This window comes from Psychrobacter sp. AOP7-C1-14, from assembly GCF_052376135.1.
Taxonomy (GTDB): Bacteria; Pseudomonadota; Gammaproteobacteria; order Pseudomonadales; family Moraxellaceae; genus Psychrobacter.
This window is the reverse complement of record NZ_JBQSVH010000001.1, coordinates 256,878-275,459: the sequence shown is the minus strand read 5'-3', so window position 1 is coordinate 275,459 and position 18,582 is coordinate 256,878. Positions and strand designations below refer to the sequence as shown.

General features: G+C 42.2%; 16 protein-coding genes. 8 read left to right on the top strand and 8 right to left on the bottom strand.

Annotated elements, in window-relative coordinates; translation table 11 throughout:
- The first annotated feature begins 80 nt into the window (after positions 1-80).
- The 5 genes from ACT3QN_RS01115 to dcd all read left to right on the top strand — a co-directional run bounded on the left by ACT3QN_RS01115 (position 81) and on the right by dcd (position 4,638).
- Positions 81-794 carry a CoA transferase subunit A gene (locus ACT3QN_RS01115; RefSeq protein ID WP_191115027.1) on the top strand — a complete coding sequence of 238 codons (714 nt, stop codon included), beginning with the start codon at positions 81-83 and terminating at the stop codon, positions 792-794.
- Positions 795-934: 140 nt separating this feature from the next.
- Positions 935-1,564, top strand: coding sequence for a 3-oxoacid CoA-transferase subunit B (locus tag ACT3QN_RS01110; protein ID WP_444521890.1), 630 nt, complete (start codon positions 935-937; stop codon positions 1,562-1,564).
- Between the two features lie 143 nt (positions 1,565-1,707).
- Complete coding sequence (locus tag ACT3QN_RS01105) at positions 1,708-2,508, top strand: 3-hydroxybutyrate dehydrogenase (RefSeq protein ID WP_444521891.1); 801 nt, start codon at positions 1,708-1,710, stop codon at positions 2,506-2,508.
- Between the two features lie 196 nt (positions 2,509-2,704).
- On the top strand, positions 2,705-3,928 hold the full coding sequence (gene apbC, locus ACT3QN_RS01100) for an iron-sulfur cluster carrier protein ApbC (protein ID WP_444521892.1): 1,224 nt from the start codon (positions 2,705-2,707) through the stop codon (positions 3,926-3,928).
- A 134-nt stretch (positions 3,929-4,062) separates the two neighbouring features.
- Positions 4,063-4,638 carry a dCTP deaminase gene (gene dcd, locus ACT3QN_RS01095; RefSeq protein ID WP_444519543.1) on the top strand — a complete coding sequence of 192 codons (576 nt, stop codon included), beginning with the start codon at positions 4,063-4,065 and terminating at the stop codon, positions 4,636-4,638.
- A 149-nt stretch (positions 4,639-4,787) separates the two neighbouring features.
- Here dcd and ACT3QN_RS01090 read toward each other — a convergent pair whose 3' ends face one another.
- The 6 genes from ACT3QN_RS01090 to ACT3QN_RS01065 all read right to left on the bottom strand — a co-directional run bounded on the left by ACT3QN_RS01090 (position 4,788) and on the right by ACT3QN_RS01065 (position 11,160).
- Positions 4,788-5,225 carry a ClpXP protease specificity-enhancing factor gene (locus tag ACT3QN_RS01090; protein WP_444521893.1) on the bottom strand — a complete coding sequence of 146 codons (438 nt, stop codon included), beginning with the start codon at positions 5,223-5,225 and terminating at the stop codon, positions 4,788-4,790.
- A 132-nt stretch (positions 5,226-5,357) separates the two neighbouring features.
- Positions 5,358-5,972 (bottom strand): glutathione S-transferase N-terminal domain-containing protein, encoded by a 615-nt coding sequence (locus ACT3QN_RS01085; protein ID WP_444519545.1) that lies wholly within the window; start codon positions 5,970-5,972, stop codon positions 5,358-5,360.
- 197 nt (positions 5,973-6,169) lie between these two features.
- Positions 6,170-6,886: a cytochrome c1 gene (locus ACT3QN_RS01080; RefSeq protein WP_444521894.1), complete on the bottom strand. Its 717-nt coding sequence runs from the start codon at positions 6,884-6,886 to the stop codon at positions 6,170-6,172.
- Positions 6,886-8,091 carry a cytochrome b gene (locus ACT3QN_RS01075; RefSeq protein ID WP_444522126.1) on the bottom strand — a complete coding sequence of 402 codons (1,206 nt, stop codon included), beginning with the start codon at positions 8,089-8,091 and terminating at the stop codon, positions 6,886-6,888. Before ACT3QN_RS01075 ends, ACT3QN_RS01080 begins: the two co-directional genes overlap by 1 nt.
- 22 nt (positions 8,092-8,113) lie before the next feature.
- Positions 8,114-8,698, bottom strand: a complete 585-nt coding sequence (gene petA, locus ACT3QN_RS01070; RefSeq protein WP_444521895.1) for a ubiquinol-cytochrome c reductase iron-sulfur subunit — start codon at positions 8,696-8,698, stop codon at positions 8,114-8,116.
- Between the two features lie 518 nt (positions 8,699-9,216).
- A complete protein-coding gene (locus ACT3QN_RS01065; protein ID WP_444521896.1) occupies positions 9,217-11,160 on the bottom strand; it encodes an ATP-binding cassette domain-containing protein in 1,944 nt (647 codons plus the stop codon).
- Between the two features lie 239 nt (positions 11,161-11,399).
- Between ACT3QN_RS01065 and ACT3QN_RS01060 the strand changes: the two genes are divergently transcribed.
- The 3 genes from ACT3QN_RS01060 (at position 11,400) to ACT3QN_RS01050 (ending at position 14,922) form a co-directional block, all read left to right on the top strand.
- Complete coding sequence (locus tag ACT3QN_RS01060) at positions 11,400-11,657, top strand: SlyX family protein (protein ID WP_444521897.1); 258 nt, start codon at positions 11,400-11,402, stop codon at positions 11,655-11,657.
- Between the two features lie 217 nt (positions 11,658-11,874).
- On the top strand, positions 11,875-13,119 hold the full coding sequence (locus ACT3QN_RS01055; RefSeq protein WP_444521898.1) for an OmpP1/FadL family transporter: 1,245 nt from the start codon (positions 11,875-11,877) through the stop codon (positions 13,117-13,119).
- A gap of 378 nt (positions 13,120-13,497) precedes the next feature.
- Positions 13,498-14,922, top strand: a complete 1,425-nt coding sequence (locus ACT3QN_RS01050; RefSeq protein ID WP_444528716.1) for an outer membrane protein transport protein — start codon at positions 13,498-13,500, stop codon at positions 14,920-14,922.
- Positions 14,923-15,405: 483 nt separating this feature from the next.
- On the opposite strand, the gene putP is transcribed toward ACT3QN_RS01050, so the two are convergent.
- Positions 15,406-16,905 carry a sodium/proline symporter PutP gene (putP, locus tag ACT3QN_RS01045; protein WP_444521899.1) on the bottom strand — a complete coding sequence of 500 codons (1,500 nt, stop codon included), beginning with the start codon at positions 16,903-16,905 and terminating at the stop codon, positions 15,406-15,408.
- Between the two features lie 460 nt (positions 16,906-17,365).
- Positions 17,366-18,238, bottom strand: coding sequence for a LysR family transcriptional regulator (locus ACT3QN_RS01040; protein ID WP_444521900.1), 873 nt, complete (start codon positions 18,236-18,238; stop codon positions 17,366-17,368).
- Positions 18,239-18,582 lie beyond the last annotated feature (344 nt).

Sequence of the window (18,582 nt, the reverse complement as noted above, 5' to 3'; positions counted from 1 at the left end):
CAAACGGATAATTGAGACACTTAATTCAGCATTCGGTTGTGCACGGATTAAAAACATAAATATAGTCATAGGAGACAAGCATGAGTCAATCAAAAGTATATAACAGTGCCGAAGAAGCGCTAAAAGGTGTCGTCAGTGACGGGCAAACACTCGCGATCGGTGGCTTCGGTCTATGCGGTATTCCAGAAGCATTAATCGAAGCGCTACGCGATAGCAAAGTCAAAGAGTTGACTTGTATCAGTAACAACGCTGGTGTTGATGACTTCGGTCTTGGGCTATTATTGCAAACTCGCCAAATCAAAAAAATGATATCGTCATATGTGGGTGAAAATAAAGAGTTTGAGCGTCAGTACTTGGCAGGCGAGTTAGAAGTTGAGTTGACACCTCAAGGGACATTGGCTGAAAAGCTGCGCTCAGGCGGTGCTGGTATCCCTGCGTTTTATACTGCAACAGGCGTAGGTACGTTAGTCGCTGAAGGCAAAGAGACTCGTGACTTTGATGGTCGTACTTACGTACTAGAGCATTCATTGCGTGCGGATGTCGCCCTAATCAAGGCGCAAAAGGCCGACAAGGCGGGTAACTTAATGTTCAATAAAACCGCTCGTAACTTTAACCCAGACTGCGCGATGGCGGGTAAAATCACTATCGTTGAAGTAGAAGAAATCGTTGAGACGGGCACGTTCGATCCAGATGAGGTGCATCTACCGGGTATCTTTGTTCAGCGTATTGTACTGAATGCTAGCCCTGAAAAACGTATCGAAAAAACCACGACTAAAGCGGTAGAAGGCGCGTAAATAAAAACGTGGTCGAAGCTTAACTGTACGTGGAGTTAATCGTTAATTTTAGATTGATAGTAGTTTAGACAGCTAATTGATTAGATAACTGGCTGTCTAGATGAATAAAATAGAATATCGCAAAAAATAAGGAAATCAGCATGGCATGGACAAGAGAGCAAATGGCGCAACGCGCTGCAAAAGAGCTACAAGATGGCTACTATGTGAACCTAGGCATCGGTCTCCCAACGTTGGTCGCCAACTACATTCCTGAAGGTGTGGACGTATGGCTACAATCAGAGAACGGCTTGCTAGGTATTGGTGAGTTCCCTACAACAGAAAACGTCGATGCAGACTTGATCAATGCTGGCAAGCAAACGGTAACTGCAGAAGCTGGAGCCAGTTATTTTAGTAGCTCAGAGTCTTTCTCAATGATTCGCGGTGGTCATGTCAACTTGGCCATATTGGGCGCAATGGAAGTCTCAGAAAAAGGCGATTTGGCCAACTGGATGATTCCTAAAAAAATGGTCAAAGGCATGGGCGGTGCGATGGATTTGGTCGCAGGTGTGCAGCGTGTGATTGTATTGATGGAGCAGGTCAACAAACACGGTGACCCAAAAATTCTAGCCAACTGTGAATTACCGCTGACGGGTAAAGGTGTGGTCGATCGTATTATCACTGAGCTTGCCGTATTAGACGTGACTGATAACGGTCTGAAGCTGGTTGAATTAGCAGATGGTATTAGCTTTGACGAGTTACAAGAAAAAACGCCAGTAAGTATTATTCAGTAAACTTTGTACAGTAAAGTGAGAGTCTTGAGGTTAGATATGATCTATCTCGCAAATAAATACGCCACTATGATTATAGTGGCGTATTTGTTCAGTTCAATTTTTATAAAAACCAATAATATTTTAGACCATGATAAGGAGTATGTATGGCGACTCAATTAGAACAAGACTTAACAGGCAAAGTAGCGTTGGTCACTGGCTCTGCAAGCGGTATAGGACGTGACATCGCTGAAACGTATGCAAAAGCAGGCGCAGCAGTTGGTATTGCTGATATTGACCTCGAAGCAGCACAAAAAACTGTCGATGCTATTGAAGCTGCTGGTGGACGTGCTCTCGCGATTGCTATGGATGTTACCTCAGAAGATGCGGTAAACGACGGTGTGCAACAGCTAGTCGATACCTTTGGTGGCATTGATATTTTAGTATCTAATGCTGGTATTCAGATTATTGATCCTATCGATAAAATGGCGTTTAGCGATTGGAAAAAAATGCTTAACATCCACTTAGATGGTGCTTTTTTGACCACCAAAGCAGCGATTAAGCATATGTATAAAGACGATAAGGGTGGTACAGTCATTTATATGGGCTCTGCTCACTCGCATGAGGCTTCATTATACAAATCCCCTTATGTGACTGCCAAGCACGGACTGCTAGGTTTGTGTCGTGTATTGGCTAAAGAAGGTGCAGAACATAAGGTACGTTCGCATGTGATTTGTCCAGGGTTTGTCAAAACGCCGTTGGTTGAAAAACAAATCCCAGAACAGGCGGCTGAAAAAGGCATCAGTGAAGAGTCCGTGGTCAACGACATTATGTTGGTGAATACAGTCGATAAAGAGTTTACGACAGTGGAAGACATTGCACAATTGGCGCTATTTTTAGCGGCCTTTCCGACCAATGTATTTACTGGCCAATCTATCGTTGCCAGTCATGGCTGGTTTATGAATTAATATATGTACAACTTGCATATACCACAACGTCAGACCTACTGGCGTTGTGGTTTTTTTATGCGTCCAATTCAGCTACACTGTTACGATAGAAGGTTTGGCTAATATACTCATTCACACTATCGATTGTAAGATACGTATTGATACAGTTTGAGCGATTTACCAGACCTACCCACTTGTATAGGCCATAATAGTAGCTATGTTTAACTTTATGAAGAAAAAAACCACAAAAACTGAAACACCTCAGCAGCAGGCAGAGCGTGATAGTGCCGTTGACAAAGTCCTACTTGGATATGAAATAGGTACTGTTAGTATAGCCACGATGGTCACAGGACTTGAACGTGATGGCGCAACACTTACGTTAGACTTGCGTTTGCCGAAAGATAGTAAGCCTGAGGCGATCCAGCAAGAGCTTGGACAGTTACTACATCCGCATGGCATAACCACGATTCATATGAATGTGCGTCTGCCTGCACCAGAAAAAGGCTCAGGCTCAAACTTACCAAAGCAGATGCCAAAGACAACCAATGCGATGGAGTCTCAGCCTACATCTAGTGCCAACAACAGCGCTAGTAGTACTAACGCTGAGCCACCAATTACGAAAGCTGCACCTACTCAAGCTTCATTGGCTGCACATCCTCGTATCCGTCATATTATTGTGGTGGCATCAGGTAAGGGCGGTGTTGGCAAATCAACCACCACGGTCAATATCGCCTTAGCATTACAGAAACTTGGCAATCGCGTTGGCGTGTTGGATGCGGATATTTACGGTCCTAGTATGCCAACGATGCTAGGCGTCGCTGATATAAAGCCGCAGTTAGAAAATGAGCAGTTTGTGCCAGTCGATGCACATGGTATGGCAATGCTCTCTATCGGTAGCTTACTTGATGGGGACAATACGCCAGTTGCATGGCGTGGACCAAAAGCAACGGGTGCATTGATGCAGCTGTATAATCAAACTAACTGGCCGCAGCTAGATTACTTAGTGATTGATATGCCACCAGGTACGGGTGATATACAGCTGACATTGGCGCAGCGTATTCCAGTCACGGGTGCTGTCATTGTCACGACACCGCAGCATGTTGCACTACTCGATGCGCAAAAAGGCGTTGAGATGTTTAATAAGACAAACATTCCAGTATTGGGTGTGGTTGAAAACATGGCGCTGCATACTTGTAGTAATTGCAATCATACTGAAGCGATCTTTGGTACGGGTGGCGGTGAGTTTATCGCTGAGCAATATCATGTACCACTATTGGGCCAGCTACCGCTTGCCAGTGGTATTCGTGCACAAGTTGATAAAGGTGTGCCAAGCGTTTTGGCTGATGATGGTTTTGCACAATATTATCTAGACATTGCCAAAAACATCGAAACCAATATCAATAAATTCGCAAAGCCTGTCGATGATAAGCGGATTTTCTAGTAGGTAATAATGAGGTAGGGTGTTGGCTGCTTAGCCAGTCTAAAACCAATGTAGGATAAAACAGCCATCAAGCTATAAATCTAGCTATCAATTCCGTATAATCGTCGCTATTAAATATTTGCTAAGGAACAACAATGTCTATTAAGTCTGACCGCTGGATTCGTCAAATGGCCGAAGAACACGGCATGATTGAACCATATGAGCCGGGCCAAGTGCGCTTTAATGATGCAGGCGAGCGTTTGGTTAGCTACGGCACCTCAAGCTATGGTTATGACGTACGCTGTGCGCCTGAGTTTAAAGTTTTTACCAACGTACATTCAGTTGTTGTTGATCCTAAAAACTTCGATGAAAAAAGTTTCATTGATATCGTGGGTGATGAATGTATCATTCCACCAAACTCGTTTGCGTTGGCTCGTACCATGGAATATTTCCGTATTCCACGTGATGTATTAACCGTTTGTCTAGGTAAATCGACTTACGCGCGCTGCGGTATTATCGTTAACGTCACACCGCTTGAGCCTGAGTGGGAAGGTCATGTGACTTTGGAGTTTAGTAATACCACTAATTTACCAGCACGTATCTATGCTGGCGAAGGCGTTGCGCAAATGCTGTTTTTCCAAAGTGATGCTGACGATGTTTGCGAAACCAGCTACAAAGACCGTGGTGGTAAATACCAAGGCCAACGTGGTGTGACATTGCCAAGAACATAATCAGTAGATGCCAGTTTGAAGTATCATCAGGTATATAAAGCTGATAAGCCTTCAAATGGGTAACAAAAAAGCCAGTCATATTTAATATGACTGGCTTTTTTATTGTGTTAAATAGAACTGGTTTAAGGTTCTATTTATTTCAAGGATTTTTATTTTAAGACCTTTAAACCTGCTTTATTATCGCGCTTTGGTTTAGGCGTTTTGACAGGGGTATTTTTAGACATTGGCGTTGAATCGTCTTCCGGCTGATAGTTATCATACTCTTTTGGATCAAAGAACATCCCTTGTGAGTTTTCTTTAGCGTAGATACCCATCACTGCAGTAAGCGGTACCCAGATTTCTTGTGATACACCGCCAAAGCGAGCGCTAAAGTGAATATAATCATTTTCCATACTCATGTTACCAGTAGCACGACTGGCGATATTTAATACGATACGACCATCTTGCACATGCTCGGTTGGGATTTGCACATTGTCAGCAGTAGCATCGACCATCAAATACGGTGTTAGAGCGTTGTCTTCTATCCATTGATATAGTGCGCGTACCATATAAGGACGGGTAGGTGTAATAGAGGTGGTTTCGCTCATCTAATGACTTCCTATACTAATAGTTTTTAATAGTGAAAAATATCTCGTTTAGCAATTTATCAAACAACAAAGACTAATTAACGTTGGTCTTATTCATACTTTATTTTAAGACAGCTTTTGTTACTTGTCTAATTAGCGTACGCTTTTTTGGAAACTACTGCGCTCAAATACTCTGGTTTGGTATTCAAACAATGGACGGCTAATTGCACGTGGTAGCTCAATCCCCATCTCATCTAATCGCCATAATAGCGGGGATAATAGTACGTCACACCAACCAAATTCATCAGCCATAAAATAAGGTTTATGAGCGAATAGGGGTGATAGAGTAATTAACGAATCACTAAGCTGTTTTTTGGCGACGGCAGCTTGTGCTTTATTGAAGCTGTCTGGATGTGTCAGCAGACGTTTGCCAAGTACTAACCAATCGCGCTGAATGCGCCAAGCCAATTGGCGAAACTGTGCACGTTCTTGCGGTGTCTCAGGTAGCAATTTATTGGTATGATAACGCTCTTCAAGATACTCAAAAATGACATTAATCTCATAAAGCGCAATCTCACGCTGCTGCAATACAGGCAGGGTATGATAGGGGTTTAGCTCAGTCAAATCTTCAGGGCGCTCAGAATGCAGACGAGACAAATAGTAAGCGAGCTTTTTTTCTTCAAGTAATAGGCGTACCACATGACTGTCGTAGCCGTCATCAGCATACAAAATCAGCTGACTACTTGGAATGTCATTCGCATCAATCATGAAAGCCTAATGTTAATAGTAAAGGCTGTCATCGTAAACAAACTTGCAAGGTTTATCAAGGTAGAGTACGTAAACATTAGCGCTGAGCGACTTATTTTTCGTCTCATCTAGAATTTACAACCTAATATTAAGGCATAAAAAAGGCACTACCGAAGTAGTGCCTTTTTTATTTCTAAGAATTGTCTACTAACTATGACTTATTTGACATCTTTCCAGAATTCTTTATTCAATAAGTAAACTGGGATGAGCAGTACTAATAAGAATAGAATCACAAAGAAACCAATCACTTGACGGTCATGACGAGCAGGTTCGCCCATCCACGCCATGAAGTTAACCAAGTCACCAACTTCACTCTCAAACTCTTCTTGGCTTAGCTCTTCTTGCATATTGTGCAAGACATGAGGCATGGCAGCGTTTGCTAGTACTAAGTTGTTTGCGCCCCAAGGACGGCTTGGATCTTCATAGAACGATAGTAGGTACGTGTATACCCAATCATCGCCACGCAGTCGTGTCTCAAGTGATAGATCAGGAGGCGCTGCACCAAACCAAGAGGCTTGTACTTCAGGATCGATTTCAGCATCGATATGGTCACCGATTTGATCGGTAGTGACCATCAGATACTTTTCAACCAACTCAGGCGGTATCTCTAGATCTTGAGCAATACGAGAGTGACGAACATACTCTGCTGAGTGACACCCAGCACAGTAGTTCATAAAGATTTTAGCACCGTTTTGTAGTGAGCCCTTATTGGTAAAATCAATTGGGGCTGTACTACAAGCTAAGTGCTCTTCAACACCATCAGCATTGACAAATGTGCCACATCCGTGACCGCCAGCTGCCATTGCGCTACCAGCAGTTAAGGTCAATGCCGCGCCGAAGCCTAGTCCCGCTAGGGATTTAATTAGCGTGTTCATTAGTGACCTCCGGTAACGCGTTCTGGTGGCTGTTTACACTTCTCAATGGCAGTGTAGAACGGCATCAGTAAGAAGAACAAGAAATATAGAATCGTGAATACACGAGCCATGATAGTTGCCGTTGGTGTAGCAGGCGTCGCACCCAAGTAGCCTAACACTACAAAGCTAATAGCAAATACAGTAAGCGCGATTTTAGACAAGATGCCTTTGTAACGCATAGAACGTACAGGTGATCTATCAAGCCATGGAATCAAGAACAACACAGCAATTGCAGCACCCATTGCGATAACACCACCAAGCTTATCAGGAACAGCACGTAAGATGGCGTAGAAAGGCGTGTAGTACCATACTGGTGCAATATGAGCTGGTGTTTTCAGTGAGTTCGCTGTCTCAAAGTTTGGTGGCTCAAGGAAGAAGCCGCCGCCTTCTGGGAAGAAGAATACCACTGCAAAGAAGCAAATAAAGAACACAACAATACCAACCATGTCATGCACAGTGTAGTACGGGTGGAACTCAATACCATCTAACGGTATGCCGTTTTTATCTTTTAGCTTCTTGATGTCGATACCATCAGGGTTGTTTGAACCCACATGGTGCAACGCCACAATATGCATAAAGACTAAGCCTACCAGTACTAATGGAATAGCAACAACGTGTAGCGCAAAGAAGCGGTTAAGCGTGATACCTGAGATGATATAATCACCACGTACCCATTCAGCAAGACCGTCACCAATCACAGGTAGCGCCGCAGGAAGGTTCAAAATAACCTGAGCACCCCAGAATGACATGTTGCCCCAAGGTAGTAGGTAACCAAAGAAACCTTCTGCCATTAATGCTAGGTAGATACCCATACCGATAAGCCAAATAAGCTCACGAGGTTTTTGGTATGAACCGTATAGCAAGGCTCTAAACATATGCAGGTATACAACAACGAAAAACGCAGACGCGCCAGTTGAGTGCATATAGCGGATGAGCCAACCACCTTTTACGTCACGCATGATATATTCAACAGACGCAAATGCCCCTTCGGCACTTGGGTTGTACATCATCGTCAGCCATATACCAGTCACCAATTGGTTGACCAATACAATCATTGATAGCACGCCAAAGAAGTACCAAAAGTTAAAGTTCTTTGGTGCGTAGTACTTTGACATATGGTATTCATAGGTTTCAGTCGCTGGAAAACGCGCGTCCACCCAATGCATTAACTTTTTACCCATACTCATATTAAGCCTCCCCAACCGTCAAGATGGTATCATCCATACCATATTCTGGAACGGGTAAATTAAGTGGTGCAGGGACGCCACTATATACGCGACCTGCTAAGTCATATTTTGACCCATGACACGGACAGAAAAATCCGCCGTACCAATCATTACCACCTAAATCTACCGCGCCCACATCAGGACGATAGTTTGGTGCACAGCCCAAATGTGTGCAAACGCCTTCGACAACCAATACGGTTGGATCTAAAGAGCGAGTAGGATTTTTGCAGTATTCAGGTTGTAGAGAGGCGTCAGATGCAGGATCAGATAATAGAGGTTTGACTGACTCTAGTCCTGCAACCATGTCTTCGGTGCGCTTAACTACGTAGATAGGTTTACCACGGTATTTGACAACAATCATCTGTCCATCTTCGATAGAACCAATGTCTTGGGTCACTGCAGCCCCTGCAGCCTCAGCTTTAGCGCTTGGATACCAAGAACGGACAAAAGGTGTCGCCACGGCAGCTACCCCAGCTGCACCAATCGCGGCAGTTGAGGCAATAAGAACTCTACGGCGTTGTACATTAACGCCTTCGGCTTGGCTCATTAATACTTCCTCCAGGTGAATGAAATGGGATTATCCCACACTGGGTTTGTGGCTTAGAAAATATACAATATCAAGCCACTTTAGCTGTGCCTAATTTTGCTAATTGTTACTATTCTAAGCTATTTCGGTGATAAAATAAATTATTGCGTTAAAAATAAAGCAACCTTAATAGGACATATTAGAAGGTTGAATGTGACAATCAAACCAAAACAGTTGGATTATCAACGTTTAACGCTAACTTTGCTTTAATAAGGATTATGATGTAATGACCTTATAAATAATAAGGGTTTTCAGCAATAGCGAATGATACTTGAAATTAAGGTAATGTTCACTAACTTTCACCATCTAACTACTTTGTAAGTTGCTGTAAAACGAATATCACCACTCTATATAATAAAGTGGTGACATCTTCACGATAACTAACGATGTTTTTAAAATAGAAGAGACTTGCTTATTGAGATTCGCAATACAAAGCATATATACGACATTCCGATAAACGCAGCTGAGTGTTATCCATATTAGCCCTCAAGCTCGCTCCAACGTTCAAGCTTATGCATCATCTCATCTTCTATAGTTAATAGACGTTCACTAGCAGCTGTTGCAGCGTCAAATTCAGTATTGAACCAAGAGCCATCAGCGAGCTTTTCTTGTAGTTGAGCTTGTTCAGCTTCGAGCGCGGCGATTTCTTTCGGCAGGTTGTCCAGTTCGCGCTGATCATTATAATTTAGTTTTTTGGCTGTCTTATTTGGTTTCGTAGCTGTGCCAGACTTGTTAGCCGCTTTGCTATTGGTTGCATTGTTAGCAGTTGATTTGGCAGCACGAGCGGTTTCTTCACGGTTCTTTTGTACGAGGTACTCTTGATAACCACCTACATACTCACTGACCACTCCTTTGCCATCTTCATCTTCGCCAAACACCCACGTAGAGGTAACGACGTTGTCCATGAATGAGCGATCATGACTGATTAGCAAAATCGTACCACCAAAGCTGGCGACTGACTCTTCTAATAGCTCAAGTGTTGCCATATCCAAATCGTTGGTCGGCTCATCGAGTACCAAAATATTGGCAGGTTTTAATAGCTGTTTAGCAAGTAGCACACGATTGCGCTCACCACCTGATAATGCTTTGACTGGCGTACGTGCACGCTCTGGCGCAAACAAAAAGTCTTGTAGGTAGCTCATAATGTGCGTCTTGCGACCACCCACTTCGACGAAGTCAGAACCTTCTGAAACGTTTTGTGCAACGCTTGCTTCAAGATCTAACTGATCACGTAATTGATCGAAAAAGGCGATTTTTAAATTAGTACCTAATTCGACACTACCAGACTTAGTAACTTCGTCGTCAGACATGTCGAGTAGGGCTTTAATAAGCGTGGTTTTACCAGCACCATTAGGGCCGACAATACCAATCTTGTCGCCACGCATGATAGTGGTCGTAAAATCATCTACCAGTACGTTGCCGTCGTACTCAAGATGTAAATTTTTGACTTTGCAGACAAGCTTACCGCTCTTCTCGCCTTGACCCATCGTGATGTTTACATTGCCCACTTGCTCACGGCGTTCACTACGCTCTTCACGTAAGGCTTTTAGTTCACGGACACGGCCTTCGTTGCGGGTACGACGTGCTTTGATACCTTGGCGAATCCACACTTCTTCTTGTGCCAATTTTTTATCAAAATTAGCATTGTTCTTTTCTTCAGCTTGCAACTGTAGTTCTTTTAGTTCTTGATAGCGTGCGTAGCCACCTTCGCCTTGTGTCACGTCATAGCTGGTCAACTGCCCACGGTCAAGCTCAATAATGCGAGTCGAAAGTTTATTCACAAATGCTCTATCATGCGTCACAAACAACAAGGTTAGACCTTGCCAATCGAGCAAAAAGCGTTCTAGCCATTCGATACTTTCAACATCCAAATGGTTGGTTGGCTCATCTAGTAGTAGCACATCAGGCTTGGTAACAAGCGCACGAGCAAGTAGTACACGGCGTTTACGACCACCAGATAGTGATGACAAGTCATCTTCTGGATTAAGGCCCATGGTGGTAATCAGACGCATGGCATCACGTTCTAAATCCCAGCCATGTACTGCATCAATATCATGCTGTAGGGTCGCCATATGCTCACAGGCATCCATATCACCATTAGCGCACAAATCGACTTGCTTATTATAGTTAATGAGCAAATCAGCCGTGCGACGACTGCCGCCCATAACGATGTCTAGTATGCGTCCACTGGTCTCAGGAACGTCTTGTTCTAGCATTGCTACACGCATGCTACTGTTGGTAATAATCTCACCACTGTCAGGCTGTAGTGAGCCATTGATCAGTTTAAATAAAGTGGATTTACCTTCGCCGTTACGGCCAATCAAGCATACACGCTCGCCTGTATTGATAGAAAAATCAATACCATCAAGAACAGGCGCGACGCCAAAGGCTAAGTGGATGTCTTTTAAATGAATCAGTGCCATAGAGTATCTTAAGCTTATATAATAGTGAAGTAGGGGTTGTTGCAAAATTGCCTGCAGTATAACATGCCACCGCGTCACTGTAGTGCGAGTAAATAGCTTTATCAGTACTATTTATTGCTTTTGCTAACTGCTGCTATATAGTGACTATGATCGTAGGTTTACTGCTACTCTATAGTACTCTTCAAACCCCCTAATAATCTGTCCTTTCAATTTAATACCTATTATATTTAGAGAGAAATATGAGCCAATCTACAGCCAAAGACGATACTTCTATAGTGCAAGATAATCTTCAAGCACAAGTGATTGATCTGCAAATGAGCCTAGCGCATCTCGAAGTAACTGTCGAACGTCTGGATGACGTAATTACGCGACAAGACAAAGATATTCATACGCTACAACGTCAACTACAGCTGATTTACAAACAAATTGAAGGTCAGGATACAGAAAACGGTATTGCACCATTTGACGTCATGGCAGACAGACCACCACATTATTAATAAATGGGAAATAAGAAGAAAAGCCTTCAATAACAAGAGTCATATATGTATTTATATATAGACACTGTCTGATGACTATATGGTCATAACATAGAAATAATGTGTTTTTGTAGTTGTTTTAGTGTTAAAAAATCTTTACTATCTTCCACCTCGGATACTGATTGCCTATTAAAACTGGGTAGAGCAGTAAAACAATGCGGATGTTTGGAGATATAAAATGCGCCATACCTTTCATTTAAAAACTCTTGCAGTAGCTGTTGCTACTCTTTCTGTTGCTAGCGTCGCTAGTGCTGCTGGCCTTGATCGCTCAGGTCAAGATATCACCGCATTCCTACAAGACGGCACCTATGCAGAAGCTGTTTATACTTATATCGAGGCCGACGTTACTGGCCATGATAATGCTTATGTCGGTTCAGACAACAAAGCCTATACTCAGGGTAAGAAAATTGATGATATCGCTGAGTCTTATGATTTTTTCCGTTATGGTGTAAAAACGGATATCAATGACACTTTCAGTATTGGTCTTTTATATGATGAGCCTTTCGGAGCTGCTGCTGATTATAGCGGTGATAATAATTTTGTAGATGCAAATGGTGAGGGTACCAATGTAGAAGTACGTACTGAAAGCATTACAGGTATCCTAGGTGCTAAATTTGGCGAGAATAAGAACTTCCAAGTATATGGTGGTCCAGTTGCTCAGCGTGTTGAAGCTGATGTAAAGCTACGTGGTACAGCTTATAGTGCTGCTAATGGTTATACTGCTCATATCAGTGCTGATCAAGAATATGGTTATATCGCTGGTCTTTCATACAGCAAGCCTGAAATCGCATTGAAAGCTGCATTAACTTACCGCTCAGAAATCGAGCATAATGCACAGTCAGCAGAAATTTATCCTGTTGTTGGATCTGGTCTTATCCCAGAGCCAGTTGTAACGGCATTGGGTCTTACAACAACTAGAGGTGAAAGCATAGAAATTACTACTCCCGAATCAATAAACTTCGATTTCCAGACGGGTATTAATCCTACAACACTAGCTACTGCCAAAGTACGTTGGGTTCCATGGAGTGATTTTGCAATTACTCCATCGCTATATAATGATGTTAGTAAGGTTTCGACTCAAGATGATGACGGACTAGCGTTAGTTAGTTATGACGATGATCAATGGCAAGTAGAGTTAGGTCTTGCCAAACGATTAGCACCAGCACTAGCAGTAAGTGGTACTGTTGGTTGGGATAGTGGTGCTGGTAACCCTGTTACCTCGCTTGGGCCTACTGAAGGCTATTATAGCGCAGGCTTAGGTGCTAAATATAATGTTACTGAAAACTGGGCGATATCAGCTGGTGGTAAGTACTTGTGGCTTGGTGATGCTAAAGGCCAGATACCGACTAAGGCGATCGTTAGTGATTTCGAGAGTAATGATGGATATGTACTTGGTGTAAAAGTCTCTTACCAAGCTGAGTAACCTATATCTTAGTTATATAGCAAAATATCTAGATGTTACTGCTAAAAAAGCGATCCTTAAAGGGTCGCTTTTTTTATATAGGGTTTTATGATTGCCATCACAACTGGTCAGTTTTGGCTTAAAAAGATATCTTATGAATATATATATTCTATAAAACTCGCATTTAAAAGAAAAAGTAAACAGCCTTATTTGATTTATATCTTATTTGTACTGTCCAGTCATAATTGGGAAATAAAGCACTTTGATTGTTGTTTTAGTGTCAAAAAGGCATTAGTATTCAACTTAGGACACAACTTTGAGACACTCAATGTTAAGCGCAGCAATGCTATATATTGATCATCAAAGTAGTAATACAACAAGGACCGTTGGAGATACACAATGCGCACGACCTTTCACTTGAAAACCCTTGCAGTAGCAATCGCTACTCTTTCTGTCGCTAGCATGACTAATGCTGCTGGTCTTGATCGTTCAGGCCAAGATGTCACTGCTTTCTTCCAAGATGGCACCTATGCTGAAGCTGTCTATACCTATATTGATGCTGATGTAAGCGGTTATGATAGTGCTAATACTAACCCCTCTCAAAATGACTATGTACGTGGTGATAGTACAGGTGATATTGCTGAGTCTTATGATTTTTTCCGCTATGGCGTAAAAGCAGACATTAACGATACTTTTAGTATCGGCCTACTATATGATGAGCCTTTTGGTGCAGCTGCTGAATATACTCAAAGTAACTTCGTATCACAAGGTGATATTGACGCCTCTATCGCTTCTATTACCAATGGTGCAGCGCCAAACCTTGCAGCAGCACAGGCTGGAATTGGTGCGCTTGCTCCAGGAGAAACAGCTGGTGTTTTGACTCCAGAGCAGCAGGCTCAGTTAGATGGCTTGCGTGGAGCAGTGGCAGTAGCACAAGCTGAAGCAAGTACCGCGGGTGAAAATACTAATGTCGAAGTGCGTAGCCAAAGCTTAACTGGGATTCTGGGTATGAAATTTGGTGCCAATAAAAACTTCCAAGTTTATGGTGGTCCAGTCGCCCAGCGCACCCAATCTGAAACCAAGTTACGCGGTTTAGCTTATGGACCTGCTAGCGGTTACACGTCAAACAGTAATCCTGATATGGACTATGGTTATATAGCAGGTATTGCTTATAGTAAGCCTGAAATTGCATTAAAAGCTGCTTTGACTTATCGTTCTGAAATCGATCATGATATACAAATATCTGAGTCTTATCCGTTAGTAGCTATCAGAGCTACAGCAGCAGGTGCTACTCCAGAACAAGCCGCTACAGCAGCAAATAGAAATAGCAAATATGAAATCACGACGCCTGAATCGATTAATTTTGATTTTCAAACAGGTATTAACTCTACAACTTTAGCAACAGCAAAAGTACGCTGGGTACCGTGGAGTGATTTTATTATTACACCGCCACTGTATAATGACACTAGTAAAATCAGCTATGGCCCTGATGGACTGAACTTGGTGGAATATAAAGATGACCAATGGATGGTGGAGCTTGGTTTGGCAAAACGTGTGGCACCAGCATTGGCTATTAGTGGTACAGTTGGTTGGGATAGCGGGGCTGGTGATCCAACAACGTCACTCGGACCTGTTGAAGGCTATTATAGTGTCGGTCTTGGGGCTAAGTACAATTTCACTGAAAACTGGGCTGTATCAGCCGGTGGTAAATACCTATGGTTCGGCGATGCAAAAGGTCAATTGCCTAGCGATAAAATCGTAGGTGATTTCGAGGACAACGATGGCTATATCGCTGGTGTGAAGTTGTCTTATCAAGGGAAATAGTTTCCTGATATAACTGTTGATCAAAAAAAGCGGCCTACTGTAGGTCGCTTTTTTGTGGACTGTACTATTGTGATTGTTATATAAGGCTTTAAATACAGCTGGTTAGTTGGTCACAGACAGTTGGAGAAACCAATGCTGTTACAACAATAGAGTTTGGCTTCATAGCTACTATCCATGTATTGATGCTAGCTTTATATCTATAAAAGATACTTTTAGTTGCTCAATGAGTTTCACTATAGTCGTCTTAATGAGTCACCAACAACATAATACTGCTAATGCTTTAGCAAGGTATACGTCTAGCGCTGTGACGGCTAGATTGTTAGTCAAGCAAGAACATGTACCTGTATAATACTTCAACGCACTGCTTCACTTATCGCGACTGCTTAGCTTGTAGTTGAAAGTTATTGATAAGCGAAGTCAAAAAAACCTCGCCAATAATGACGAGGTTTTTTTATAGCAATGAGACTAAGGTATTACGTCAACTTATTTATTTAAGTTTAATTCCATCTCTTTGTATTTAGCAGAAACTGAAGGTCTTGGACCACCAGTCATAATACTAACTGCAAAGATAGCGATAGTGCTTAAGATAAAGCCTGGAACGATAGCATACAACCAGCTGTTAAGTGCCATACCGTCGACTTCGAAAGGACCATAGATCCATAAGATGACAGTCAATGCACCGATAACCATACCGGCTACTGCACCGTTACGGTTCATACCGCGCCACGTCAGACTAAAGATAACCAACGGACCAAACGCAGCACCAAATCCTGCCCAAGCGTTAGATACTAGGTTCAATACAGAGCTGTCTGGATTAGACGCTAGCATAATAGCAACGATAGCAACGACGATAACTGAAATACGGCCTACCAATACTTGACGAGCTTCTGGAGCTTCTTTATCAAAGAATAATTTATAGACATCTTTGGTTAGAGAGCTTGATACAACTAATAGCTGTGATGAGATAGTACTCATAATTGCCGCTAAAATAGCTGCTAATAGGAAGCCTGAAACCAATGGATGGAATAAGAACTGAGTAAATACTAAGAAGATAGTTTCAGGATCGTCTAACGTCATGGCTGTTTTTTGTACGTAAGCACGACCAGCAAAACCGGTCATTAGTGAACCAATAAGGCTCACAACCATCCAGCTCATACCGATGTTACGTGCAGTCGGTACATCTCTTACTGAGCGAATCGCCATAAAACGTACGATAATATGCGGTTGACCAAAGTAGCCTAAGCCCCATGCCATCAACGATACAATACCGATGATACTCATACCACTAGTTACATTTAATAGGCTTGGGTCAATGTTTCTCACGGCTTCTGAAGTAGCTGAGATACCACCAAGATCAGTAAAGGCAACCACAGGTACGATTACCATGGCAAACAGCATGATGACGCCCTGCACGAAATCTGTCATTGAAACCGCTAAGAAACCACCGAATAGCGTATAAGCAACAACCACACCAGCAGTAACCCATAGGCCAGTGCTATAAGATAGGTTTAGCGAGCTTTCGAAGAGTTTACCACCACCGACGAGACTTGCAGCGGTGTAGACGGTAAAGAATAGAATGATGACTAATGCTGAGATGACGCGTAGCATATGCGACTTATCTTCAAAGCGGTTTGCGAAGTAATCGGGTAGAGTAATAGCGTTGTCAGCCACTTCGGTATAAACACGAAGGCGAGGTGCTACGATGAGATAGTTTAATAATGCACCTAATGTTAAACCAAGCGCAATCCAAATACTAACCACACCATCGGCAAACATATAACCAGGTAAGCCAAGTAGCAACCAACCTGACATATCTGATGCACCTGCAGAAAGTGCTGTTACTGCTGGGCCTAAGTTACGACCCCCTAACATGTAGCCTTCGGTATCATTGGCTTGCTTAAAATAAGCGTAAATACCAATCCCAATCATCACTAAGAAATAGGCGCCGAGTGATATCAGCACACCACTAGAAACTCCGTTCATATAAATTGTCCTTAACCAACATGGTTGGCGGTAATTATTTTTTAACTCTAAAGTTTTGTCCTATAAGGCGACGTTCAAAACAATATCTAAAGACAAAAAAAGCCATTAGTTGAGACATAATGGCTTTTTTCAGTAACTTCTGTAGTTTTATATGACTGATGTCGTTCTATGGCTAGCACTCATATAGAGATAGAGAACAATGGGAACTTGCGTTCCGCTTATCTGTTATTATTGCTCGCATCTGCTATTTATATATGAGTATTAGCAACTTGTATAATCAATCAGTCGAAACCATTAAATCTACTGCTAACCATCATATCTTACTAGAAGTGTTCAATATATGACTATCAGTGTCCTTCTGGTAAAGTTTTGTTATAAAAGCAACGCCACGCGTATTATAACGCATGACGGATACAAATGCGAACAAGTCTAATTTATATATAATTATATTAGGTGGTTCTTATTCAAGAGGAGCCAGTAAATCTAGCAGCGCTGTGACACTACTAGACTGTGTAAGCTTCGGATTAATGACCACACCTAGATAACGCTGTAACTCAATATTGTCTGCCATATCAATACGTTCTAAATCTTGGCTAACCATCGTTTGGGGAAGTACTGACCAACCGAGACCGACAGACACGAGCATACGAATAGACTCAAGAGGATTGGTACTCATCGTGGCATAAGGCTTCAGATTATGCTTGGCAAATTCAGCCAAGGTAATTTGACTGGTAAAGGTGTTAGCGGACGGCAAAATAGCAGGATAGCGTGCCAACTGCTCTAAGGTGACATTAGATTTAGTTGCTAAAGGTGATAAGGTACCAGTCATAAAATAAAGAGGATCTGACCATAGCGTATGATAGGTTAAACGCTTGTCATAAACAGGTGGTAGCGTGACAAAGGCCAATGACAAATCACCGTCCAACACGGCTTTGTGTGCTGCTTCTGAATCAACAAAATGCACTTCTAGCTGAACAGCTGGATAAGTTTGAATAAAGTGTTTGAGAACAGGGGCCAAATGATGTAGGCCAATATGGTGACTAGTACCAATGACTAATTTACCAGAGACAATGTGTTGAGAGTGCTGCAAGTTAATTTTAAAATTCTCATAGTCTTCTAGCCAGCGTTTGGCATGAGGTAGCATTTCACTAGCCGCTTGGGTTGGTACAATTCCTCGTCCTACCGTATCAAACAAGGTAATGTTAAACTCGTCTTCTAAGTTTTTGATACGTTTACTGACAGCAGGCTGAGTAATAAATAGCTTTTCTGCAGCGCCTGAGATACTGCCAGTGTGCATAACGGTAACGAATGTCGTCAAGTTTGTGGTATTCAAACGGATGTCCTTAGCTACTCTATGAGCTATAAATAAAAGTTGGCTGATCTAATCACAACGTATTAGAAATAAAAGTTTGCGTCTGGTTAAAAATCATCAATTATTATTATAGGATTTGCCTGCTATAATCACAAGACATCGAGGCATATTGTGACATATTTATTCTAAAAAATTGGATATTCGGCATCTAAAACGTATCTCAAACACTAGTTTTAGTCATATGTCGGGTTTTACGAAGAAATAATATTTAAACCTCAGATGCGAGAGCAATTAATATAGATAAACAAAGTATTTACGTAGAATCTTCTTGGCAATGCGCAAGTAAGTAAAAAATTAAGTAATTA